Annotated in this window: 18 protein-coding genes; 13 read left to right on the top strand and 5 right to left on the bottom strand. The window is 63.1% G+C overall.

Going from position 1 to position 20,487, the window contains the following annotated elements; all coding sequences use genetic code 11:
• The 8 genes from nuoH to R3280_RS10740 form a co-directional block, all read left to right on the top strand.
• Positions 1–733: NADH-quinone oxidoreductase subunit NuoH (gene nuoH / locus R3280_RS10775; protein WP_318998612.1), on the top strand; the 733-nt coding region annotated here is incomplete at its 5' end.
• A 12-nt stretch (positions 734–745) separates the two neighbouring features.
• Positions 746–1,333, top strand: coding sequence for an NADH-quinone oxidoreductase subunit NuoI (nuoI, locus tag R3280_RS10770; RefSeq protein ID WP_318998611.1), 588 nt, complete (start codon positions 746–748; stop codon positions 1,331–1,333).
• 22 nt (positions 1,334–1,355) lie between these two features.
• Positions 1,356–1,868 carry an NADH-quinone oxidoreductase subunit J gene (nuoJ, locus tag R3280_RS10765; protein ID WP_318998610.1) on the top strand — a complete coding sequence of 171 codons (513 nt, stop codon included), beginning with the start codon at positions 1,356–1,358 and terminating at the stop codon, positions 1,866–1,868.
• Between the two features lie 11 nt (positions 1,869–1,879).
• Positions 1,880–2,173 (top strand): NADH-quinone oxidoreductase subunit NuoK, encoded by a 294-nt coding sequence (gene nuoK, locus R3280_RS10760; protein ID WP_413468768.1) that lies wholly within the window; start codon positions 1,880–1,882, stop codon positions 2,171–2,173.
• Between the two features lie 24 nt (positions 2,174–2,197).
• A complete protein-coding gene (nuoL, locus tag R3280_RS10755; RefSeq protein ID WP_318998608.1) occupies positions 2,198–4,069 on the top strand; it encodes an NADH-quinone oxidoreductase subunit L in 1,872 nt (623 codons plus the stop codon).
• Positions 4,066–5,616: an NADH-quinone oxidoreductase subunit M gene (nuoM, locus tag R3280_RS10750; RefSeq protein ID WP_318998607.1), complete on the top strand. Its 1,551-nt coding sequence runs from the start codon at positions 4,066–4,068 to the stop codon at positions 5,614–5,616. The genes nuoL and nuoM overlap by 4 nt, the downstream gene beginning before the upstream one ends.
• Complete coding sequence (gene nuoN, locus R3280_RS10745; protein ID WP_318998606.1) at positions 5,613–7,064, top strand: NADH-quinone oxidoreductase subunit NuoN; 1,452 nt, start codon at positions 5,613–5,615, stop codon at positions 7,062–7,064. The genes nuoM and nuoN overlap by 4 nt, the downstream gene beginning before the upstream one ends.
• A gap of 152 nt (positions 7,065–7,216) precedes the next feature.
• Positions 7,217–7,960 carry a VC0807 family protein gene (locus R3280_RS10740; protein ID WP_318998605.1) on the top strand — a complete coding sequence of 248 codons (744 nt, stop codon included), beginning with the start codon at positions 7,217–7,219 and terminating at the stop codon, positions 7,958–7,960.
• 97 nt (positions 7,961–8,057) lie between these two features.
• On the opposite strand, the gene gyrB is transcribed toward R3280_RS10740, so the two are convergent.
• The 5 genes from gyrB to dnaA form a co-directional block, all read right to left on the bottom strand.
• Complete coding sequence (gene gyrB / locus R3280_RS10735) at positions 8,058–10,472, bottom strand: DNA topoisomerase (ATP-hydrolyzing) subunit B (RefSeq protein ID WP_318998604.1); 2,415 nt, start codon at positions 10,470–10,472, stop codon at positions 8,058–8,060.
• A gap of 22 nt (positions 10,473–10,494) precedes the next feature.
• Positions 10,495–11,643, bottom strand: a complete 1,149-nt coding sequence (gene recF, locus R3280_RS10730) for a DNA replication/repair protein RecF (RefSeq protein ID WP_318998603.1) — start codon at positions 11,641–11,643, stop codon at positions 10,495–10,497.
• A 122-nt stretch (positions 11,644–11,765) separates the two neighbouring features.
• Complete coding sequence (locus R3280_RS10725) at positions 11,766–13,037, bottom strand: AarF/ABC1/UbiB kinase family protein (RefSeq protein WP_318998602.1); 1,272 nt, start codon at positions 13,035–13,037, stop codon at positions 11,766–11,768.
• A 108-nt stretch (positions 13,038–13,145) separates the two neighbouring features.
• Complete coding sequence (gene dnaN, locus R3280_RS10720; protein WP_318998601.1) at positions 13,146–14,249, bottom strand: DNA polymerase III subunit beta; 1,104 nt, start codon at positions 14,247–14,249, stop codon at positions 13,146–13,148.
• A 64-nt stretch (positions 14,250–14,313) separates the two neighbouring features.
• Complete coding sequence (gene dnaA / locus R3280_RS10715; RefSeq protein ID WP_318998600.1) at positions 14,314–15,756, bottom strand: chromosomal replication initiator protein DnaA; 1,443 nt, start codon at positions 15,754–15,756, stop codon at positions 14,314–14,316.
• Between the two features lie 651 nt (positions 15,757–16,407).
• On the opposite strand from dnaA, the gene rpmH reads away from it, so the two are divergent.
• The 5 genes from rpmH (at position 16,408) to mnmE (ending at position 20,414) form a co-directional block, all read left to right on the top strand.
• Positions 16,408–16,542: a 50S ribosomal protein L34 gene (gene rpmH / locus R3280_RS10710; protein ID WP_008940054.1), complete on the top strand. Its 135-nt coding sequence runs from the start codon at positions 16,408–16,410 to the stop codon at positions 16,540–16,542.
• Between the two features lie 12 nt (positions 16,543–16,554).
• On the top strand, positions 16,555–16,947 hold the full coding sequence (gene rnpA / locus R3280_RS10705; RefSeq protein WP_318998599.1) for a ribonuclease P protein component: 393 nt from the start codon (positions 16,555–16,557) through the stop codon (positions 16,945–16,947).
• Positions 16,947–17,246 (top strand): membrane protein insertion efficiency factor YidD, encoded by a 300-nt coding sequence (gene yidD, locus R3280_RS10700; RefSeq protein ID WP_318998598.1) that lies wholly within the window; start codon positions 16,947–16,949, stop codon positions 17,244–17,246. Before rnpA ends, yidD begins: the two co-directional genes overlap by 1 nt.
• A gap of 4 nt (positions 17,247–17,250) precedes the next feature.
• Positions 17,251–18,969, top strand: coding sequence for a membrane protein insertase YidC (gene yidC / locus R3280_RS10695; RefSeq protein WP_318998597.1), 1,719 nt, complete (start codon positions 17,251–17,253; stop codon positions 18,967–18,969).
• A 74-nt stretch (positions 18,970–19,043) separates the two neighbouring features.
• Positions 19,044–20,414, top strand: a complete 1,371-nt coding sequence (gene mnmE / locus R3280_RS10690) for a tRNA uridine-5-carboxymethylaminomethyl(34) synthesis GTPase MnmE (protein WP_318998596.1) — start codon at positions 19,044–19,046, stop codon at positions 20,412–20,414.
• Positions 20,415–20,487 lie beyond the last annotated feature (73 nt).

Below are 20,487 nucleotides of genomic sequence, written 5' to 3'. Positions count from 1 at the left end.
GTTCGTGCTGGCGCCGGGTATCGCCATGGCGTCCCTGCTGCTGTCCTTCATCATCATTCCCATCACTCCCGGCTGGGGCGTGGCGGACCTGCACATCGGCCTGCTGTTCTTCTTCGCCATGGCGGGCATCAACGTCTACGCGGTGCTCTACGGCGGCTGGGCCAGCGGCAACAAATACGCCCTGATCGGCGCCATGCGGGCGTCGGCCCAGACCCTGTCCTACGAGGTGTTCATGGGCCTGGCACTGATGGGCGTGGTGGCCATTACCGGTTCCTTCAACATGCGGGACATCGTCAATGCCCAGGAAGACCTGTGGTTCATCGTGCCGCAGTTCTTCGGCTTCTGTACCTTCCTGATCGCCGGCATTGCCGTCACCCACCGCCATCCCTTCGATCAGCCCGAGGCGGAGCAGGAGTTGGCGGACGGCTACCACATCGAATACTCCAGCATGAAATTCGGTATGTACTTCATCGGCGAGTACGTCGGCATGGTGCTGGTGTCGGCGCTGATCGTCACCCTCTTCTTCGGCGGCTGGCACGGTCCCTGGCTGCCGCCGTTTGTCTGGTTCGCCCTCAAGACCGGCGCCTTCCTGCTGCTGTTCGTGCTGTTGCGGGCCTCGCTGCCGAGACCCCGCTACGACCGTGTGATGAGCTTCGGCTGGAAGGTCTGCCTGCCCCTGACCCTGGTCAACCTGCTGGTCACCGGGGCGGTGGTGCTGCTGGTGCCGGGCTGATAGGAGACCGCCATGACTGAATCCAACAAGAGAGTACTGGAACACGAAAGCCGCGGTGGCGGCCTGCGATGGCTGGTAACCGGTACCTGGTCACAGCTGCGCACCATGGGCATGGTGTTCATGCACAGCTTCCGCAAGCGCGAGACCGTCAACTACCCGGAGCAGCCGCTGGACCTGCCGCCGCGCTATCGGGGCCGCATCGTGCTGACCCGGGATCCGGACGGCGAGGAGCGCTGTGTGGCCTGCAACCTGTGTGCGGTGGCCTGTCCGGTGGACTGCATCTCGCTGCAGAAAGGGGAGAAGGACGATGGCCGCTGGTACCCGGAGTTCTTCCGCATCAATTTCTCCCGCTGCATTTTCTGCGGCATGTGCGAGGAGGCCTGTCCCACCTCCGCGATCCAGCTCACCCCGGATTTCGAGATGGGCGAGTACGACCGCCAGCAGCTGGTCTATGAGAAAGAGGACCTGCTGATCAACGGTCCCGGCAAGGACCACGACTACCACTTCTACAAGGTCGCCGGCATGGCCATCGGCGGCAAGGACAAGGGCAGGGCCCTGAACGAGCGCGAACCCATCGACGTCAAGACGCTGCTGCCCTGACCGGCCGAGGAGGACAACCACCATGGAAATTGCGTTCTATCTCAGTGGCCTGGTGGCGGTGCTGGCCACCCTGGGGGTGATCACCGGCACCAGCCCGGCCCACGCCGTGCTCTACCTGATCGTGTCGCTGCTGGCGGTGGCCATGGTGTTCTTTGCCCTGGGCGCGCCCTTTGCCGGGGTGCTGGAGATCATCATCTACGCCGGCGCCATCATGGTGCTGTTCGTGTTCGTGGTGATGATGCTCAACCTGGGGGAGGAGGCCCGGGCGCAGGAACAGGCCTGGCTGCGACCCCGCACCTGGATCGGCCCGTCAATCCTGGCGGCGGCGCTGCTGGCGGTGCTGTTGGCCGGCCTGACCGGCGCTGACGCCGGCCGCATCATCAGCGGTGAACTGCTGACCGCCAAGGCGGTGGCCATCACCCTGTTCGGGCCCTGGCTGGTGGTGGTGGAGCTGGCGGCGCTGCTGTTGCTGGCGGCACTGGTGACCGCGTCTCACGTGGGCCGGGTGGCGGATGGCAGCGGAGGTGGCCGGTGAGCGGAATTCCCATGAGCCACGGCCTGATCCTGGCCGCCGTGCTGTTCAGCCTGGGCCTGGCCGGCCTGATGTTCCGGCGCAACATGCTGTTCGTGCTGATGAGCCTGGAAATCATGCTCAACTCCGCCGGCCTGGCGTTCATTGTCGCCGGCACCGCCTGGGGCCAGCCCGAAGGCCAGGCCATGTTCCTGCTGGTGATCACCCTGGCGGCGGCCGAGGCCAGCGTCGGCCTGGCGCTGCTGATCCAGCTGCACAAACGTTTCAGGAGCCTCGATATCGATGCTGTCAGCAGGATGCGGGGCTGAATCCATGCCAAGGAGGAGCGCTTGATGTTCCAGTTGTTGCCACTCACCTTCCTGCTGCCGCTGGCGGGCACCCTGGTGCTGGCCCTGTCCGGTGGCCGCCTCGGGGTGCGCGCAAGCACCTGGGTGGGGGTTACGTCGGTGGGTCTGGCGGCGCTGGTGACCGCGCTGGTCATTGTCGATTTCCTGGCCGGTGACGGCCAGGCCCGGACCATGACACTCTGGACCTGGGTTCAGGTGGGCGGCTTCCAGCCCACCATGGGTCTGCTGGTGGACGGTCTGGCGCTGGTGATGATGGCGGTGATCACCGGCGTCGGCTTTCTCATCCACCTGTTTGCGGCCTGGTACCTGGAGGGGCACGAGGGCAGCACCCGCTTCTACGCCTACATGAACCTGTTCGTGTTCAGCATGCTCCTGCTGGTGCTGGGAGACAATCTGCTGCTGCTGTTCCTGGGCTGGGAAGGCGTGGGCCTGTGCAGCTACCTGCTGATCGGTTTCTATTATCAGCAGTCCGCCAATGGCCAGGCCGCGTTCAAGGCCTTCCTGGTGACCCGGATCGGCGACGTGTTCCTGGCCCTGGGTCTGTTCCTGCTGTTCCAGGCCATGGGCACACTGGATATCAGCGAGACCCTCATCCGAGCACCCCAGGTCTGGGCCGAGGGCAGCCTGGCGGCGGAGCTGGCGGCGCTGCTGATTCTCGGTGGCGCCCTGGGCAAGTCCGCCCAGGTGCCGCTGCACACCTGGCTGCCGGATGCCATGGCCGGCCCCACCCCGGTATCGGCACTGATCCATGCCGCCACCATGGTCACCGCCGGGGTCTACCTGATCGCCCGGCTGCACGGCCTGTTCCTGCTGGCACCGGACATACTGCTGCTGGTGGCGGTGATTGGCGCCGTCACCCTGCTGATCGCTGCCTTCGCCGCCCTGGCCCAGACCGACATCAAGCGGGTGCTGGCCTATTCCACCATGAGCCAGATCGGCTACATGTTCCTGGCGCTGGGGGTGGGGGCCTTCGATTCCGCGGTATTCCACCTGGTCACCCATGCCTTCTTCAAGGCCCTGCTGTTCCTGGCGGCGGGCGCCGTCATCGTCAGCTGCCACCACGAACAGGATATGGCCCGCCTGGGTGGCCTGAGGCGACGGTTGCCGCTGGCCTATCTGAGTTTCCTGGTGGGCGGCGCCGCGCTGGTGGCCTTACCGCTGGTCAGCGCAGGTTTCTACAGCAAGGACGAGATCCTCTGGCAGGCGCTGGCGGCGGACCGGCCATGGCTGCTGGCCGCGGGCCTGCTGGGGGCGGTACTGACCGCCTTCTACACCGTCCGGCTGATTGTCGGTACCTTCCATGGCGAGCCCGGCAGTGACCATGCAAGGGACAGCCGCGCCGGCAGCGGCCTGGCCCACAACCTGCCGCTGCTGGTGCTGGCGGTGCTGTCTACCGCCATCGGGGCCTGGCTCTACCCCCGCCTGAGCGGAACCCTGCCACCCGGGCCCGGGGCAGGCGACACCACCGGCCACGGCGTGCTGGCCTGGGGCGCCAGCCTGCTGGTGCTGATCAGCCTGGGTGTTGCCGCCTGGCTGTTTTTGACCCGGCGCGCCTGGCTGACGGCCCTGGTCCGGGATGGCTCCGGCGCCTGGCTCTGGTCGTTCTGGCATCACGCCTGGCGCTTCGATGGACTGTTTGACCGCCTGCTGGTGCAGCCCTACCGCACCCTGGTGCGCTGGCTGCGCAACGACATCATCGACCGGATCCTGCTATTGATTGCCGCCATCGCCGGTCTGCTCAACGCCGGGCTGACCCGCAGCCAGACCGGCCGGCTGCGGTTCTACGCCAGCGCCATGGCACTGGGTGCGGTGCTGATCCTCGCCAGCCTGCTGCTGGCAACGGGGGGCCGGCCATGATCCTGATGTGGTTGATCCTGATTCCGTTCGTGGGCGGGCTGCTGTGCTGGCAGGCCGATCGTTGGGGCGAGGCGGTACCGCGCTGGATCGCCCTGGCCACCATGCTGTTCGTGCTGGCGATCAGCCTCGTGCTCTGGGGCACCGCCGACTTCAGCTACAGCGAAGCCGACGCCATGGCCGGGGTCAGCCAGTGGGCGCTGCAGTGGCAGGTGCCCTGGATCCCCCGTTTCGGCATCAGTATCCACCTGGCGGTGGATGGGCTGTCGCTGGTGCTGATCGGCCTTACCGGCTTCCTGGGCGCGCTGGCGGTGCTCTGCTCCTGGCGCGAGATCGGCGAGCGGGTGGGCTTTTTCCACCTCAACCTGCTGTGGATCCTGGGCGGCGTGGTCGGGGTCTTCCTGGCCATCGACCTGTTCCTGTTCTTCCTGTTCTGGGAAATGATGCTGGTGCCGATGTATTTCCTGATCGCGCTCTGGGGCCACAGTGGTTCGGAAGGCCGTACCCGCATCCGCGCCGCCACCAAGTTCTTCATCTACACCCAGGCCAGTGGCCTGCTGATGCTGGCGGCCATCCTGGCACTGGTGTTCATCCACCACAGTCAGACTGGGGTCTACTCCTTCGGCTACGATGTCCTGCGCCAGGGGGAGCTGTCCCCAACCGCGGCTTGGTGGCTGATGCTGGGCTTCTTCATCGCCTTTGCAGTAAAGCTGCCGGTTGTGCCTTTCCATGGCTGGCTGCCGGACGCCCACGCCCAGGCCCCCACCGCCGGCAGCGTCGACCTGGCGGGCATCCTGCTGAAGACCGCGGCCTACGGCATGCTGCGGTTTGCGCTGCCGTTCTTTCCGGAGGCGTCGGCGGAGTTTGCGCCGGTGGCCATGACCCTGGGGGTGGTGGGCATCATCTACGGCGCAGTGCTGGCCTGTGGTCAACGGGACATCAAGCGGCTGATTGCCTACACCAGTATCTCCCACATGGGCTTCGTACTGATTGCCATCTACTCGGGCTCCACCCTGGCGCTGCAGGGGGCAGTGGTGCTGATGGTGGCCCATGCCTTCTCCAGTGCCGGCCTGTTCATTCTCAGCGGCCAGATCTACGAGCGCCTGCAGACCCGGGACATGAGCCGGATGGGCGGACTTTGGGGCCGGTTGCGCAGCCTGCCGGGGTTTACCCTGTGCTTCGTGGTGGCCTCGCTGGGGATGCCCGGTACCGCCAATTTCATCGGTGAATTCATGATCCTGTTCGGTACCTTCCCGGTGGCACCACGGGTGGTGGTGCTGGCCTGCAGCGGGCTGGTGCTGGCGGCCATCTACTCGTTGATGCTGATGCAGCGGGTGCATTTCGGACCGGCACGGGAGGACACCCCGCTGGGCGGTCTGGACCGGCGCGAGTACGGCATGATGCTGACCATCCTGGTGCTGGTGCTCTGGTTCGGGCTGTATCCCCAGCCGTTACTGGATACCACCGCCTCGCTGATGGCCCAGCTGGGTCAGCTCGTACCCACCGGCGTTGGTGAAGTCGGCGGCCTGCTGGCAGGGGAGGCGCCATGACCCCCAACACGCTCGGCCTGCAGGATCTGATGGCCCTGGCCCCGGTCATTCTGGTGGCAGCCACGGCGGTGGTGGTCATGCTGGGCATTGCCTGGCAACGCCGTCACACCGCCACCGCGGTGGTGACGGTGGCCGGCCTCAATCTGGCGCTGGTGTCCGTGCCCCTGGTGGCCACCCTGGGGGTGGTGACCACGCCACTGCTGGTGATCGACGGCGTCACCCTGTTCGGCGCGGTGCTGGTACTGGTGTCGAGCCTGGCCTGTGGCACCATCGCCCACGCCTATCTGAGCGGCTACCCGGGGCCCCGGGAGGAGTTCTACCTGCTGATGCTGACGGCCGCCGCCGGAGCCATGGTGCTGATTGCCAGCACCCACCTCGCCACGCTCTTCTTCGGCCTGGAGCTGATGTCGATGCCGCTCTACGGCATGCTGGCCTACAGCTTCCGGCAGCAGCGCGCGCTGGAGGCCGGTATCAAGTACCTGGTGCTGTCCGCCGCCGGCACCGCCTTCCTGCTGTTTGGCATGGCGCTGCTCTACGCCCAGAGCGGCCATCTGGACCTGGCCGGGCTGGCGGCGGGATTCGACCCCGCCCATCCGGTGGGCCTGGCCGGGGCGGTAATGATGCTGGTGGGACTGGGTTTCAAGCTGTCCATCGTGCCCTTCCACCTCTGGACCCCGGATGTCTACGAGGGCAGTCCCGGGCCCGCCACCATCCTGCTGGCCTCGGTCAGCAAGCTGGCGGTGTTCCTGGTGCTGCTGCGCCTGCTGGAACTGGCGCCGGCCTTCCAGGCCCACTGGCTCAGCGGTCTGCTGGCGGTGTTGGCGTGGATCACCATGCTGGCGGGTAACCTGCTGGCCCTGCAGCAGCCGAACCTGAAACGGCTGCTGGGCTATTCCTCCATCGCCCATTTTGGCTACCTGCTGGTGGCGCTGGTGGTGACCAGCGAGCTGGCGGTGGAAACCACCGCGGTTTACCTGGTGACTTACCTTGTGGCGACCCTGGCCGCCTTTGGTGTGGTCACCCTGGTGTCCAGCCCCTACAGTGGCGACGACGCCAGCGCGCTGCACCACTACCGGGGCCTGTTCTGGCGCCGGCCCTACCTGGCGGCCGTGCTGACGGTGAGCCTGCTGTCGCTGGCGGGGATTCCCTTCACCGCCGGCTTCATCGGCAAGTTCTACATTGTGGCGCTGGCGGTGGAGTCGGGGCGCTGGTGGCTGCTGGGGGCCCTGATCCTGGGCAGCGCCATCGGCCTGTTCTATTACCTGCGGGTGATGGTGATCCTTTACCTGGTGGAGCCGGGCATGCGCCGGCGGGATGCCACCAACGACTGGGCCACCCGCGCCGGCGGTCTGGTACTCATTGGCCTGGCGGTACTGGTGCTGGTGTTGGGACTGTATCCCACGCCGGTGATCCACTGGGCCAGCGGCCTGGTGCTGGCCGGCGGCTAGGGGAACCGGGCAGGGGAGCTGCTGTCTTAGTCAGTCCGCGATGATCGTCCGCGCGTTTCGATGGCCCCGGAAATCGTCGTATACTGGCCAGACCGTCCATCCCCGGCGGCGCCCTCCATGGAGGGTGGTCCGTCCCCGAATACAGGTTATCTATGTCCGATTCCAGCCCCCAGCAGGCCAGCCATAAACCCAGACCCTGGGTGGATCTGCTGATCAGCATCATCATCCCCTCCGTCATCCTGATGAAACTCAGTGATGATGCCTACCTGGGCGCAACCTGGGCGCTGATCATCGGTTTGGCGTTTCCGCTGGGCTGGGGTCTGTGGGAGCTGGTGCGCTATCGCAAGTACAACTTCATCGCGGTGTTGGGGGTGATCAGCGTCGGCCTCACCGGCGGCATCGGCCTGCTGGCCCTGGACGCCAAGTGGCTGGCCATCAAGGAGGCCGCCATTCCCGCCATCATCGGCCTGGCGGTGCTGATATCCACCCGCACCAAGTACCCGCTGGTACGGACGCTGCTGTACAACCCGGCGGTGCTGGACGTGGACAAGATCCAGAGCAGGTTGGAAGAGAAGGGCAACGAGCAGGTGTTCGAGGCCCGGCTGCTGAAAGCCAGCTACTTCTTCGCCGGTACCTTCCTGTTCTCCTCGGTGATGAACTACATACTCGCCAAGTGGATCGTGACCAGCCCCTCCGGCACCCCGGCCTTCAACGAGGAACTGGGCCAGATGACCCTGGTGAGTTATCCGATGATCGCCATACCCTCGATGGTGATGATGATCGCCATCTTCTATTACTTGTGGCGGTCGATCCGGCGCCTGACCGGCTACACCCTGGACGAGGTACTCTCGCCCCAGGTGCAGCCCCAGCCCAAGACCGGCGACGAGCGGTCCTGAGGCGAGGCACAAAATCCGCCTTCAATCACGATCAAGTTATTGAAAGATATAAAAAAAGCGGCCACCTGGCCGCTTTTTTTGTGGTTATCACCGGCGATCACACGTCCAGGTTGGTGACCTGCAGGGCGTTGGTCTGGATGAACGCCCGGCGGGGTTCCACATCGTCCCCCATCAGGGTGGTGAAGATCTGGTCGGCGGCGAAGGCGTCCTCGATGGTCACCTTCATCATGCGACGGGTCTCCGGATCCATGGTGGTTTCCCACAACTGCTCCGGATTCATCTCACCAAGGCCCTTGTAGCGCTGGATGTTGAGGCCACGGGATGCCTCTTTCATCAGCCAGTCCAGGGCACCGGCGAAGGTCAGGATGGTCTGCTTGCGCTCACCCCTCTGCACATAGGCGCCGTCCTCGATCAGGCCGTCCAGGGTTTCACCCAGCCTGGCAATGGCAGCGTAGGACGAGGACTCGAAGAAATCGTGGCTGAACACGTGGGTATGGGGAATGCCATGCACGTAGATCACCACCTTGGGCAGGTAGAGATTGCGCTCGGTATCCTTGTGCACCGAGAAGGTGTACTTGGTGCCGGTACGGGTATCCAGGTCCAGGCCTTCACCCAGGCGCGCCACCCAGCGTGCCACGACTTCCTCATTGGTCAGGTCTTCCCGCTTCAGGGTGCTGTTCCTGAGCATCTGTTCCAGGACCTTGGCGGGATAGGCCCGTGACAGCCGGTCGATCATGGCCATCACCGCCTGGTAATCCTTGACCATGGTCTCCAGCGCCGAGTCCTTGATGGCCGGAGCCTCGGGATTGACGTAGAGCTGGGCGCCTTCCAGGGCGGTCTGGGTCAGGTAGGCTTCCTTGGCCTTTTCATCCTTCAGGTATTGCTCCTGCTTGCCGCGCTTGACCTTATACAGCGGCGGCATGGCGATGAACACGTGGCCACGCTCGATGATTTCCCGCATCTGGCGGAACAGGAAGGTGAGCAGCAGGGTGCGGATATGGGAGCCATCCACGTCGGCATCGGTCATGATGATGATGGAGTGATACCGCAGCTTTTCCGGATTGAACTCTTCCCGGCCGATGCCGCAGCCCAGCGCGGTGATCAGGGTGCCCACTTCGGCGGAGGACAGCATCTTGTCGAAACGGGCTTTCTCCACGTTGAGGATCTTGCCCTTCAGGGGCAGGATCGCCTGGGTGCGACGCTCGCGACCCTGCTTGGCGCTGCCGCCGGCGGAGTCACCCTCCACGATGAACAGTTCCGACAGGGCGGGGTCCTTTTCCTGGCAGTCCGCCAGTTTGCCCGGCAGGCCGGCAATGTCCAGGGCGCCCTTGCGGCGGGTCATGTCGCGGGCCTTGCGGGCCGCTTCCCGGGCGCGTGCCGCCTCGATCATCTTGTTGACGATCAGTTTGGCCTCGTTGGGCTGCTCCTGCAGGAAGTCCGCAAAGGATTGGTAGAGCTCCTGTTCCACCGCGGTCTTGACCTCGGAGGAGACCAGCTTGTCCTTGGTCTGGGAGGAGAACTTCGGATCCGGCACCTTGACACTGACGATGGCGGTCAGGCCTTCCCGGGCGTCGTCACCGGAGGTACTGACCTTGGCCTTTTTACCCAGGCCCTCGCTCTCGATGTAGTTGTTCAGGGAACGGGTCAGGGCAGCCCGGAAACCGGCCAGGTGAGTACCACCGTCCCGCTGGGGGATGTTATTGGTAAAGCAGTAGAGGTTCTCCTGGAAGGCGTCGTTCCACTGCATGGCGATTTCCACCGTGATGCCGTCTTCCCGTTCCTTGATGAAGTGGAACACCCGGTTGATAGGCGTCTTGTTGGTGTTCAGATGCTCAACAAATGCCCTCAGACCGCCCTCGTACTCGAAGACCTCTTCCTTGCCGCTGCGCTCGTCCTGAAGGCGGATGCGTACACCGCTGTTGAGGAAGGCCAGCTCCCGCAGACGGCGGGCCAGGATGTCGTAGTGGAATTCGATCTGGGTAAAGGTTTCCGGCGACGGGATGAAGTGCACATCGGTGCCACTGCGGTCGGTGTCGCCCACTTCCGCCAGGGGCTGGTTGGGCACACCGTGGGTGTAGGTCTGCTCATACACCTTGTTGTCCCGGCGGATGGTGAGCTTGAGCCGGGAGGACAGGGCATTGACCACGGAAACACCGACGCCGTGGAGACCGCCCGACACCTTGTAGCTGTTGTCGTCGAACTTGCCGCCGGCGTGAAGCACGGTCATGATCACTTCCGCCGCCGAGACGCCTTCTTCTTCGTGGAGGTCCACGGGAATACCGCGGCCGTTGTCCCGAACCGTCACGGACTCGTCGGGATGAATGACCACACCGATCTCCGAGCAGTGGCCAGCCAGCGCCTCATCGATGGAGTTATCCACCAGCTCGAACACCATGTGGTGCAGGCCGGTGCCGTCATCGGTGTCACCAATGTACATGCCCGGCCGCTTGCGCACCGCATCGAGGCCTTTGAGGACTTTGATACTGGAGGAGTTATAAGTCGATGTTGTCATTCGGACGCTCCTGAAGCGCTGATCATTCTTCCGTCAACCCGCCATGTTCCACGTGGAACACTCTGAATTCCGGTAGTGTCTTTGGCCACAGCAATTCCGGCTGTGGTCTCTCGATCGATGTCATGAATACCTGACACCGAAGTTGGCGAAGCTTCTCCGCAAGCATCGAACGATGCTCGGCATCCAGCTCCGCATTGATATCATCCAGCAGGAAAGTGACCTGCTTGCCCAATTGGCTGAGCACAATGCCCTGGGCGATCTTCATCAGGATCACCAGGGTTTTCTGCTGGCCCCGGGAAAAGGTTTCCGCCACAGGCCGGCCCTGAATCCGCAGGCGGAGATCGGCACGGTTCGGGCCATAGAGCGTATGGCCCATCCGCAGCTCCTGCTCACGGTGGCTTTCCAGGATGTCGACCAGAGAACGGGACGTATCCCAGCCGGGATAGAAATCCAGCTTCATGCCGTGGACCCAGGGCGCCTCCACTTCCTCCACCAGACTGTCAAAAGCCTGCCGGAAGAGCTCGAACGCGGCCTTGCGCGCCTGCGTCACCTGACCGGCCAGGGTGGCGTACTGGCTGTCCCAGACCCGCATCAGGGAAGCATCCATTCTACCATTTCTCAGCGTCTGATTCCGCTGTGATGTGACTCTTTGGCACTGTTGCCAGGTAGTGGCAAAAGAAGGTTCCACGTGGAACACTGCCCAGTCCAGAAACTGCCGGCGCTTACCCGGCCCACCGGCCACTATGTCGAATACGCCGGGGTCAATCACCGACACCGGCAGGTGACGGGCCAGTGACGACAGACTCCGCACCGCCTCGCCGTCCACCTTGAGCAGAGTTTCCTTGGCGGAAACGTCACGGGAGATACCCAGGCGGTGGACAAGGGTTTCGGAAGCACGCTGACCCTGGCCGGCCCCTTCACCGGGCCGCTCCTTCAGCAGACCTTCATCGAGCCCGCCAAACACCACAAAACGCTCGGCACCGTGACGACAGACCGCCTGGTGTCGGTTGACCCGGAAAGAGCGGCCCAAGCCCAGGTAGCCAATAGCTTCCAGGAAACTGGTTTTACCGCTGCCGTTCTCGCCGTACAGAAGATTCATGGAAGGGGAGAAACTGACCGGGGCGCTATCGAGGTTTCGGAAGTTTTCCGCTTGCAGCTTGACCAGCGCCATAGAGGAGGGGATCTCAGACCGGAATAAAAAACAGCGCCGGGGCTCCACGCCACGACGCCGTTCAGTTTACAAAAGCCGGGCAGCGATGGCGACCATCTCATCCTGGACGCCGGCCGCCGGCCTCAATGCAGCATGTTCAGCCGTTCATCCATGAACACATCCATCTCCGGTGCCAGGATATGGACATAACGGTCAAAATAGAGGAACTGCTTGAGCAGCAGGGCAAACTCGCGGGGGAAGTGAAGGCCATGACCCTCGCCAATGCGCACCATATCCATCAGGATGTTGTTGACGTCATCCTCGGCCTGGTCCGCCTGGTAGGGCACATGATCCGGTACCATCCGGTCCATCTGCTGATAGAGCCGACGAAGATCGCCGGCCAGCTCGTTCACATCCACCGACTCGCGGGTGATGCCGATGCGGATCATGGCGTCCGCCATACCCTCGAAATTGCCGACCATCACCGCCGAAATGAAATCCGACACCGCCTGCCAGGTGTCCGGTCGGATCCGCCCGACAATGCCAAAGTCGATGAAGCCCACACGACCGTCCCTGAGCACCATCAGGTTGCCTGCGTGCACGTCGGCGTGAAAGAACTCGCACTGGGTCAGACTCGCAAACCAGGTGTTCATGGCGGTAATCAGGGTACGCTCCGGATCCCGGGCGTAACCGCGGATGCTCTCCAGGTCCGTCAGGGGCACCCCGTGGAAGCGCTCCATGGTGAGAATCCGGCGGGTGCTGCAGTGCTCGAACACCCGCGGTACCGTGGCGTCTTCATTATGGGTGTCCTGCAGGAATTCCCGGAACACCTTCAGGTTGTTGGCTTCCTTGATGAAGTCACACTCCTCCATCATGGTGCGCTGGATCTCCTCCACGATGCCGGACAGCGAGGTCCAGGACAGCTTCGGTGCCAGGGTCTCCAGAATGCGTGCGGAGAGATAGAGGAAATTCAGATCCGTCAGCAGGATGGTCTCCACCCCGGGCTTCTGGATCTTGATCACCACGTCCTCGCCGTTGTGCAGTTTCGCGGCGTGGACCTGGGCGATGGAGGCGGAGGCCAGCGGCACCGGATCGATCTCGGCGTAGACATCCTCGATGGGCCGGCCCAGCTCCTCCCGGATGATCCTTTTCATCACGCCGAACGGCAGGCTCGGCGTCCGGTCCAGGCAATACTGGAACTCCTCCACATAGTCCTTGGGGAAGAAGGTGGGGGAACTGGCGATGAACTGGCCCAGCTTGATGTAGGTGGCCCCCAGGGATTCGAAGGTCTGCCGTAACAGGCGGGGAGCCGGCGGACGGTCGCCCCGCAGCCAGTTGACGCCGGTGCGGCCCAGAACCGACATGGTCTGGCCGATTCGAAAAGCGCCCTTGAGGCCCGTGGTGATTGAAGCCATAACGTTGCTCCGTATCCTGTTCATGTCCGACTGTCCCTGGCCGAGCCGCTTGCTGATTCAGGCCCCCTGGCACCCGTGGCCATGACGGGGCAGTGAGCCGTCGCGGCCTTACAGCCGCATGGGCATGACCACGTAGAGACAGCTGCTGTCGTTCTGCGCTTCGATCAGCGCGCTGCTGTTGGGGTTGGCCAGGGTGAGTTTGACCTGGTCGTCATCCAGCGCGTTCAGCACATCCACCAGGTAGCCTACATTAAAACCGATCTGCAGGGATTCGCCCTGGTACTCCACCGGCAGCGCGTCTTCGGCCTGTTCCTGATCCGGGTTGTTGGCAAATACCTGGAGTTCGTTGTTGCTCAGATTCAGGCGTACGCCGCGGATGTTCTCGTGGGAGAGAATACCGGCCCGCTGCAGGGTATTCTTCAGGGTGGCCCGGTCCGCCAGCACCACCTTGTCGCCACCCCGCGGGATCACCCGGTTGTAGTCCGGGAATTTGCCCTCGATCAGCTTGGAGGTAAAGGTGTAGGAACCGACCGTGGCCCGCAGGTGGTTGTCACCGATGACCAGGGTGACCGGGGTCTGGACGTCGTCCAGCAGCCGCGCCAGCTCCAGCACGCCCTTGCGGGGCACGATCACCTGGCGCAGCTCGGGGCAGCCGGTGGCCAGGTCACGGTGGGCCATGGCCAGGCGGTGACCATCGGTGGCCACGGTGCGGACGTGGTCTTTGTCCACTTCCAGCAGCAGGCCATTGAGGTAATAACGCACGTCCTGCTGGGCCATGGCGAAGGCGGTGGCGTCCAGCATCTGGCCCAGTTCGCCCTGGGGCAGCTCCAGCCTGAAGCTTTCGGCTTCATCCTCGACGTTGGGGAAATGCTCCGCCGGCAGGGTGGAGAGCGTGAAATGACTGGCACCGCAGCGCAGGTGCAGACGGTCGCCTTCCAGCGCCAGCTCGATGGGGGACTCGTCCCCCAGGGCCCGGCAGATATCCGCCAGTTTGCGGGCCGGTACGGTGATTTGCCCGGGTTGATCCACATGCACCGGTGTCACCCGACCGATCAGCTCCACCTCCATGTTGGTGCCGGTCAGGGTGAGGGTGTTGTCCTCCGCTACCAGCAACACGTTGGAGAGCACCGGCATGGTCTGCTTGCGTTCCACCACACCGGCGATGGACTGCAGGGGTGTTAACAGGGATTCTCGGCTGATCGTCAGTTTCATGGCACTCGGCATTCTTGTGATGGTTAAAGGGGCATCGGCTGGTCCGGGTTCCACCGGCAGGGTATCAGGTGGTCAGCAGCCGCATGAAGTTCTGATAATCCTCTCGGATGTTCGGGTCCTGCTCCTGCAGTTCGACGATTTTCTTGCAGGCGTGCAGGACGGTGGTATGGTCCCGGCCGCCAAAGGCATCGCCGATTTCCGGCAGGCTGTGATTGGTGAGTTCCTTGGACAGCGCCATGGCCACCTGGCGGGGACGGGTCACGGTACGGGTGCGGCGCTTGGACAGCAGGTCAGCCACCTTGATCTTGTAGTACTCAGCCACGGTGCGCTGGATATTGTCGATACTGACCTGCTTTTCGTGCAGGGCCAGCAGGTCCTTGAGGCTCTCCCGGATGAACGGCGGGGTGATTTCGGATCCGGTGAAGTGAGCATTCGCTATCACCAGGCGCAGCGCGCCCTCGAGCTCCCGGACATTAGACCGGATTTTCTGGGCAATAAAAAAAGCCGCCTCGCTGCTCAGCCGCACGTTCACCTGTTCAGCCTTCTTCATCAGGATGGCCACCCGTGTTTCCAGTTCCGGCGGCTCCACCATCACCGTCAGGCCCCAGCCGAAACGGGACTTGAGGCGCTCTTCCATGTCGACGATTTCCTTGGGGAAACGGTCGCAGGTGACGATCACCTGCTGGCCACCTTCCAAAAGCGCGTTGAAGGTATGGAAAAACTCCTCCTGGGAGCGCTCCTTGCGGGCGAAGAACTGGATGTCGTCGATCAGCAGCGCATCCACCGACCGGTAGTAGCGCTTGAATTCGTTGATGGCATTGAGCTGCAGGGCCTTGACCATGTCCGCCACGAAGCGCTCGGAACGCAGGTACGCCACCTTCGCGCCGGGATTGCGGCGGACGATCTCGTTGCCAATGGCGTGCATGAGATGGGTCTTGCCCAGACCGACACCGCCGTAGAGGAACAGCGGGTTGTAGGCACCCCCGGGATTCTCCGCCACCTGCATGGACGCCGCCCGCGCCAGTTGGTTGGACTTGCCTTCCACGAAGGTGTCGAAGGTAAAGCCCTCATTGAGGAAGCTCTGGTGCTTGATGCCACCCTCCACCTGGACGGCCCGGCGGTCGGTACCGGTCGCAGGGGACGGATGCCGGTCGCTGACACTGGCGGCGACGCCCTGTTCCTCGGAACTGACCCGGCCCGGATCGTCCTGCTGCTCCGTGGCCACCGCCGGCTCCGAAGCCGTCACCAGCACCTCCTGGCGTGGTGCGGATCCGACCCGCATATTGACCCTCGGGGCCTGACCGCCTTCCAGGTCCTTGAGGACTTCCTCGATCCGACGCAGATACTTCTCGTTGACCCAGTCCATGACAAAGCGGTTGGGGGCGAACAGCATCAGCTGCCCCTCCCGATGATCCGACTGGAGCGGCCTTAACCAGGTGTTGAATTGCTGGGCGGGAAACTCATCCCTGAGCACTTCTAGACATTGATGCCAAATTCTCTGCGGCACGACAGCCTGCCTCCGATGCTATGGGAAATCCTCAAGGTCCGAAAATCGACGGTCCCCTTGGTCAAGGTGAGCGAGAATTCTACTCCTGGCCACCGCCAAGTAAAAGCCCTGAAGCAACTTAATAAACAGCCTGTGGAAATTAAAAACTATATTTTTCAGTTTATTACAGACTTACCTACAGGCTTGTGTACAGAAAATCAAGCCGCCAAAAGTTACCCACAGGCCCCTGTGCAGCAGCAGGGTATAACCCCCCTAACAAGCTCTGGGCGAAACCATGAATAACTCGGTGCCAACCCGTCGTACGCTTTTATCCACAATCCCCGCGCCACTTGCACACAGCCCTCAGGGCAACTGTTGCACCGCTTTATGCTTCCTGCAGCCTGATGAAATGCTTCGCGTTTTAAGCTCCGTCCACAGAAAACCACGGTGCCTATAACAGTAGTAATAGAAAATCTTTAAAGAACTTTAAAAGAACCTGATTCAATGATTATGCGTCGCCCATCCCGGCCCTGACCGGGACCGGTGAATCCACCGCAACACCACACTTACCCATTGAATTCGCCGGGCGCATTGTCTAGAATGCCGCTCCTATTTCGCTGTTCATTTTGCAGCCAATACCGATTTCAATTACCGATACCTGAGAGCATCACCATGAAAAGAACGTTTCAACCCAGTGTCCTGAAGCGTAAGCGCGTTCACGGTTTCCGGGCCCGTATGGCCACCGCCAACGGTCGCAAGGTCCTGTCTCGTCGCCGTGCCAAGGGTCGCGCACGCCTGTCAGCCTGATCCTGAGTTTTTGTGAAGACGCTGGGCTTTCCAAAATCCGCCAGGTTACTGAAACCTAACGATTACAGCGGCGTCTTTCAGAATGTCACAATCCGGGTACCGCACCGGCACTTCCTGATACTGGCCACGCCCAACAGCCTGGGCCATGCCAGGATAGGGCTGGTGTTTTCCCGTAAGAGCCTGAAACTGGCTGTCCAGCGCAACCGGGTGAAACGCCAGGTGCGTGAGACCTTCCGCCACCAGCAACAACTGCCCGCGGTGGATATTGTCGTTCTTAGCCGTCAGGGCCTGGCGACAGTCAGCAATGCAGAGCTCGCACCGATGCTCAATGAACTCTGGCGGCGTCTTCGTCGAAAGGCCAGTGGCCCCTCGGCACCTGAGAACGCCAGTAAGGGAACCGGTTAATGCGCAGGCTTCTGGTATTACCCATCCGGATATATCAATACGCCATCAGTCCGATGATGGCGAGCCATTGCCGGCATTTTCCCACCTGCTCCGCCTACGCCATCACCGCCATTGAGCGTCACGGCGCCCTAAAGGGTCTGTTTCTGACCCTCAGGCGACTTTTACGGTGTCATCCCTGGTCGCCGGGAGGTTATGATCCGGTACCGGGAACCTGCCACCACCCAAGTGCCTGTTCCAGCAGCCAGCAAACCCTTGCTCACGCTGACGCCCACTCCGCTTCCAACCAGACGACACACTGAATCTATGGACATCCAACGAATCGTATTGTTTGCCGGTCTGGCCATTGTCAGTTACATGATGGTCCTGGCCTGGAACGAGGACTACAACCAGCCCCGGACGGCCCAGGTCACCGAGCAGCGCAGCGCCGCCGACAGCCCGACCATGGAAGGCACCCCCGAGGATGCCGGCCAGGCCCCGGCACAGGCAACAGGCGATGACGAATTCTCCACTCCGGAAGACGCCGCCGCCACCCAGCCCAGCGTCGCGGATTCCGATGCCCAAACCGCCGCGGTGGACAACCAGTTCATCACCGTAACCACCGACGTGCTGCAGCTGAAAATCGACCGGGTCGGCGGCCAGGTGGTGGAAGCGGCCATGCTCAAGCACGACCGCACCCTGGACAGCGAAGAACCCCTGCGCCTGCTGCAGAACAACCAGACCCGCACCTACATGCTGGAAAGCGGCATGATTGGCCGGGACGGCTTTGACAGCAGCCGTAACGGCCCCACTCCGGTCTACCACAGTGAGCTGGACAGCTACGTGCTCGATGCCAGCCAGGACGACCTGGCGGTGGATCTCACCTTCACCAGCGACACCGGCGTCATCGTCACCAAGCGCTACCTGCTGAGCCGCGACAGCTACCAGATCGACGTCCGCTACCTGATCGACAACCAGTCAGACAGCACCTGGCAGGGCAATTTCACCGGCAAGATCGTCCGTGACCAGAGTGGCGATCCCACGGCCCAGAACTCCATGGGTATCCAGTCGTTCCTGGGCATGGTGCTGAGCACCCCGGAAGATCCCTACGAGAAGTTCGATTTTGACGATATGCGGGAGAATCCCATCAAGGTCACCGCCAATAACGGCTGGATCGCATTCCTGCAGCATTACTTCCTGACCGCCTGGGTGCCACCGGCAGAGCAGGCCCACCAGTACCAGACCAACCGTCGCGGCAATCTGTTCGTGATGGGTTTTGTCAGCCCCGCCACCGTGGTGGAGCCCGGCCAGACCGTGGAGACCGGTGCCCGCGCCTACGTCGGCCCGAAGATCATCGAGCGCCTGGAGGACATCGCCCCCAACCTGGATCGCACCGTTGACTTCGGCTTCCTGTTCTTCATCGCCCTGCCGCTGTTCCTGATCCTGGACTGGTTCCACGGCATCGTCGGCAACTGGGGCGTGGCCATCATCCTGCTGACGGTCCTGGTCAAGGCGGTGTTCTTCAAGCTGTCCGCCACCAGCTACCGTTCCATGGCCCGGATGCGGGCGGTGGCGCCGCACCTGACCCGGCTGCGTGAACTCTACGGCGACGACCGCCAGCGCATGTCCCAGGAAATGATGGCGCTGTACAAGAAGGAAAAGATCAACCCGCTGGGTGGCTGTCTGCCGATCCTGGTGCAGATGCCGGTGTTCATCGCCCTGTACTGGGTACTGTTCGAGAGCGTGCAGCTGCGTCATGCGCCCTTCATGCTCTGGATCCAGGATCTGTCGGTGATGGACCCCTACTTCATCCTGCCGATCCTCATGGGCATCTCCATGTTCATCCAGATGAGCCTCAACCCGACACCGCCGGATCCGATGCAGGCCAAGGTAATGAAGATGATGCCCATCATCTTTACCGTCTTCTTCCTGTGGTTCCCGGCCGGTCTGGTGCTCTACTGGCTGACCAACAACATTCTGTCCATTGCCCAGCAGTGGTACATTACCCGCAAGATCGAAGCGGAAACCGCCGGTCGCAAGTACTGATCCGATCGCCGACTGACACAAGGGCTCCTATCGGAGCCCTTTTTTATGCGTAGCTATTTGAGGCCCCTGACGTCATGACCCAGCCCACCGATACCATAGCCGCTGTCGCCACCGCCCCGGGCCAGGCCGGCGTGGGCATCGTGCGGGTATCGGGCCCGGGCGCCGGCGCCATCGCCGAACGGATCCTGGGTTTCCGCCCCAAACCCCGCTACGCCCACTTCGGGGCTTTCCACGACCCGGGCGGCGAGGTCCTGGACGAGGGTATCGGCCTGTTCTTCCTAAACCCCCATTCCTTTACCGGCGAGGACGTGTTCGAGCTCCAGGGTCATGGTGGCACCGTCATCCTGGACATGCTGCTGCGCAGTGTCTGCGCCCTCGGCGCGCGCTTGGCCCGGCCCGGGGAATTCTCCGAGCGGGCCTTTCTCAACGACAAGCTCGACCTGGCCCAGGCCGAGGCCATCGCCGACCTCATCGAAAGCAGCTCCGAGCAGGCCGCCCGCTGCGCGGTGCGCTCCCTGCAGGGGGCCTTCTCCCGCCGCATCGATGAGTTGGTGGCGGGGCTGACCAACCTGCGGATCTATGTGGAGGCGGCCATCGATTTTCCGGAGGAGGAGATCGATTTTCTCGCCGACGGCAAGGTGGCGGCGGATCTGCAAGCCCTGCGCTCAGACCTGGCTACCATTCTGACCGAAGCCCAGCAGGGCAGCATCCTGCGGGACGGCATGCGGGTGGTGATTGCCGGCAGGCCCAACGCCGGCAAGTCCAGCCTGCTCAATGCCCTGGCCGGCCGGGAAGCGGCCATTGTCACCGCCATCGAGGGCACCACCCGGGACGTACTGCGGGAGCATATCCAGATCGACGGCATGCCGCTGCACATCATCGACACCGCGGGTCTGCGGGACAGCCCGGACGAGGTGGAGCGGATCGGCATCGCCCGGGCCTGGGAGGAGATCCGCCAGGCCGACCGCATCCTGCTGATGGTGGACGCCACCACCACCACCGAGACCGAGCCCCACGCCATCTGGCCGGATTTCATCGACCAACTGCCGGCCTCGGCGCCGGTGACGGTGATCCGCAACAAGGTGGACCTGTCCGGTGAAAGCGTCGGGCTCTCGCCCGGTTCCAATACCCAGGCGCCGGTCATCCGTCTGGCGGCCCGTTCCGCCGATGGCCTGGAGACCCTGCGGGAGCACCTCAAGCAGTGTATGGGATACGCCAGCTCCACCGAGGGCGGCTTCCTGGCAAGGCGGCGCCATCTGGACGCTCTGGAGAAGGCCCGTGACCTGCTGGATCAGGGCCAACAGCAACTGGCCGGTTACGGTGCCGGCGAGCTGCTGGCGGAAGACCTTCGCGCCGCCCAGGACACCCTGGGTGAGATCACCGGTGCCATGACCGCGGACGATCTGCTGGGCAAGATCTTCGGCAGCTTCTGTATCGGGAAGTAGGGACCGGGCGGAAGGCCGGCCCCGGGGCCGGGCGTACGCCCCACCCGCCCAAGGGCAACCCGGGGGGGGGGCC

The organism is Marinobacter sp. (assembly GCF_033722195.1).
Taxonomy (GTDB): domain Bacteria; phylum Pseudomonadota; class Gammaproteobacteria; order Pseudomonadales; family Oleiphilaceae; genus Marinobacter.
Note: the sequence above shows the minus strand (reverse complement) of the source record. Positions and strands in the feature narration are given on the sequence as shown.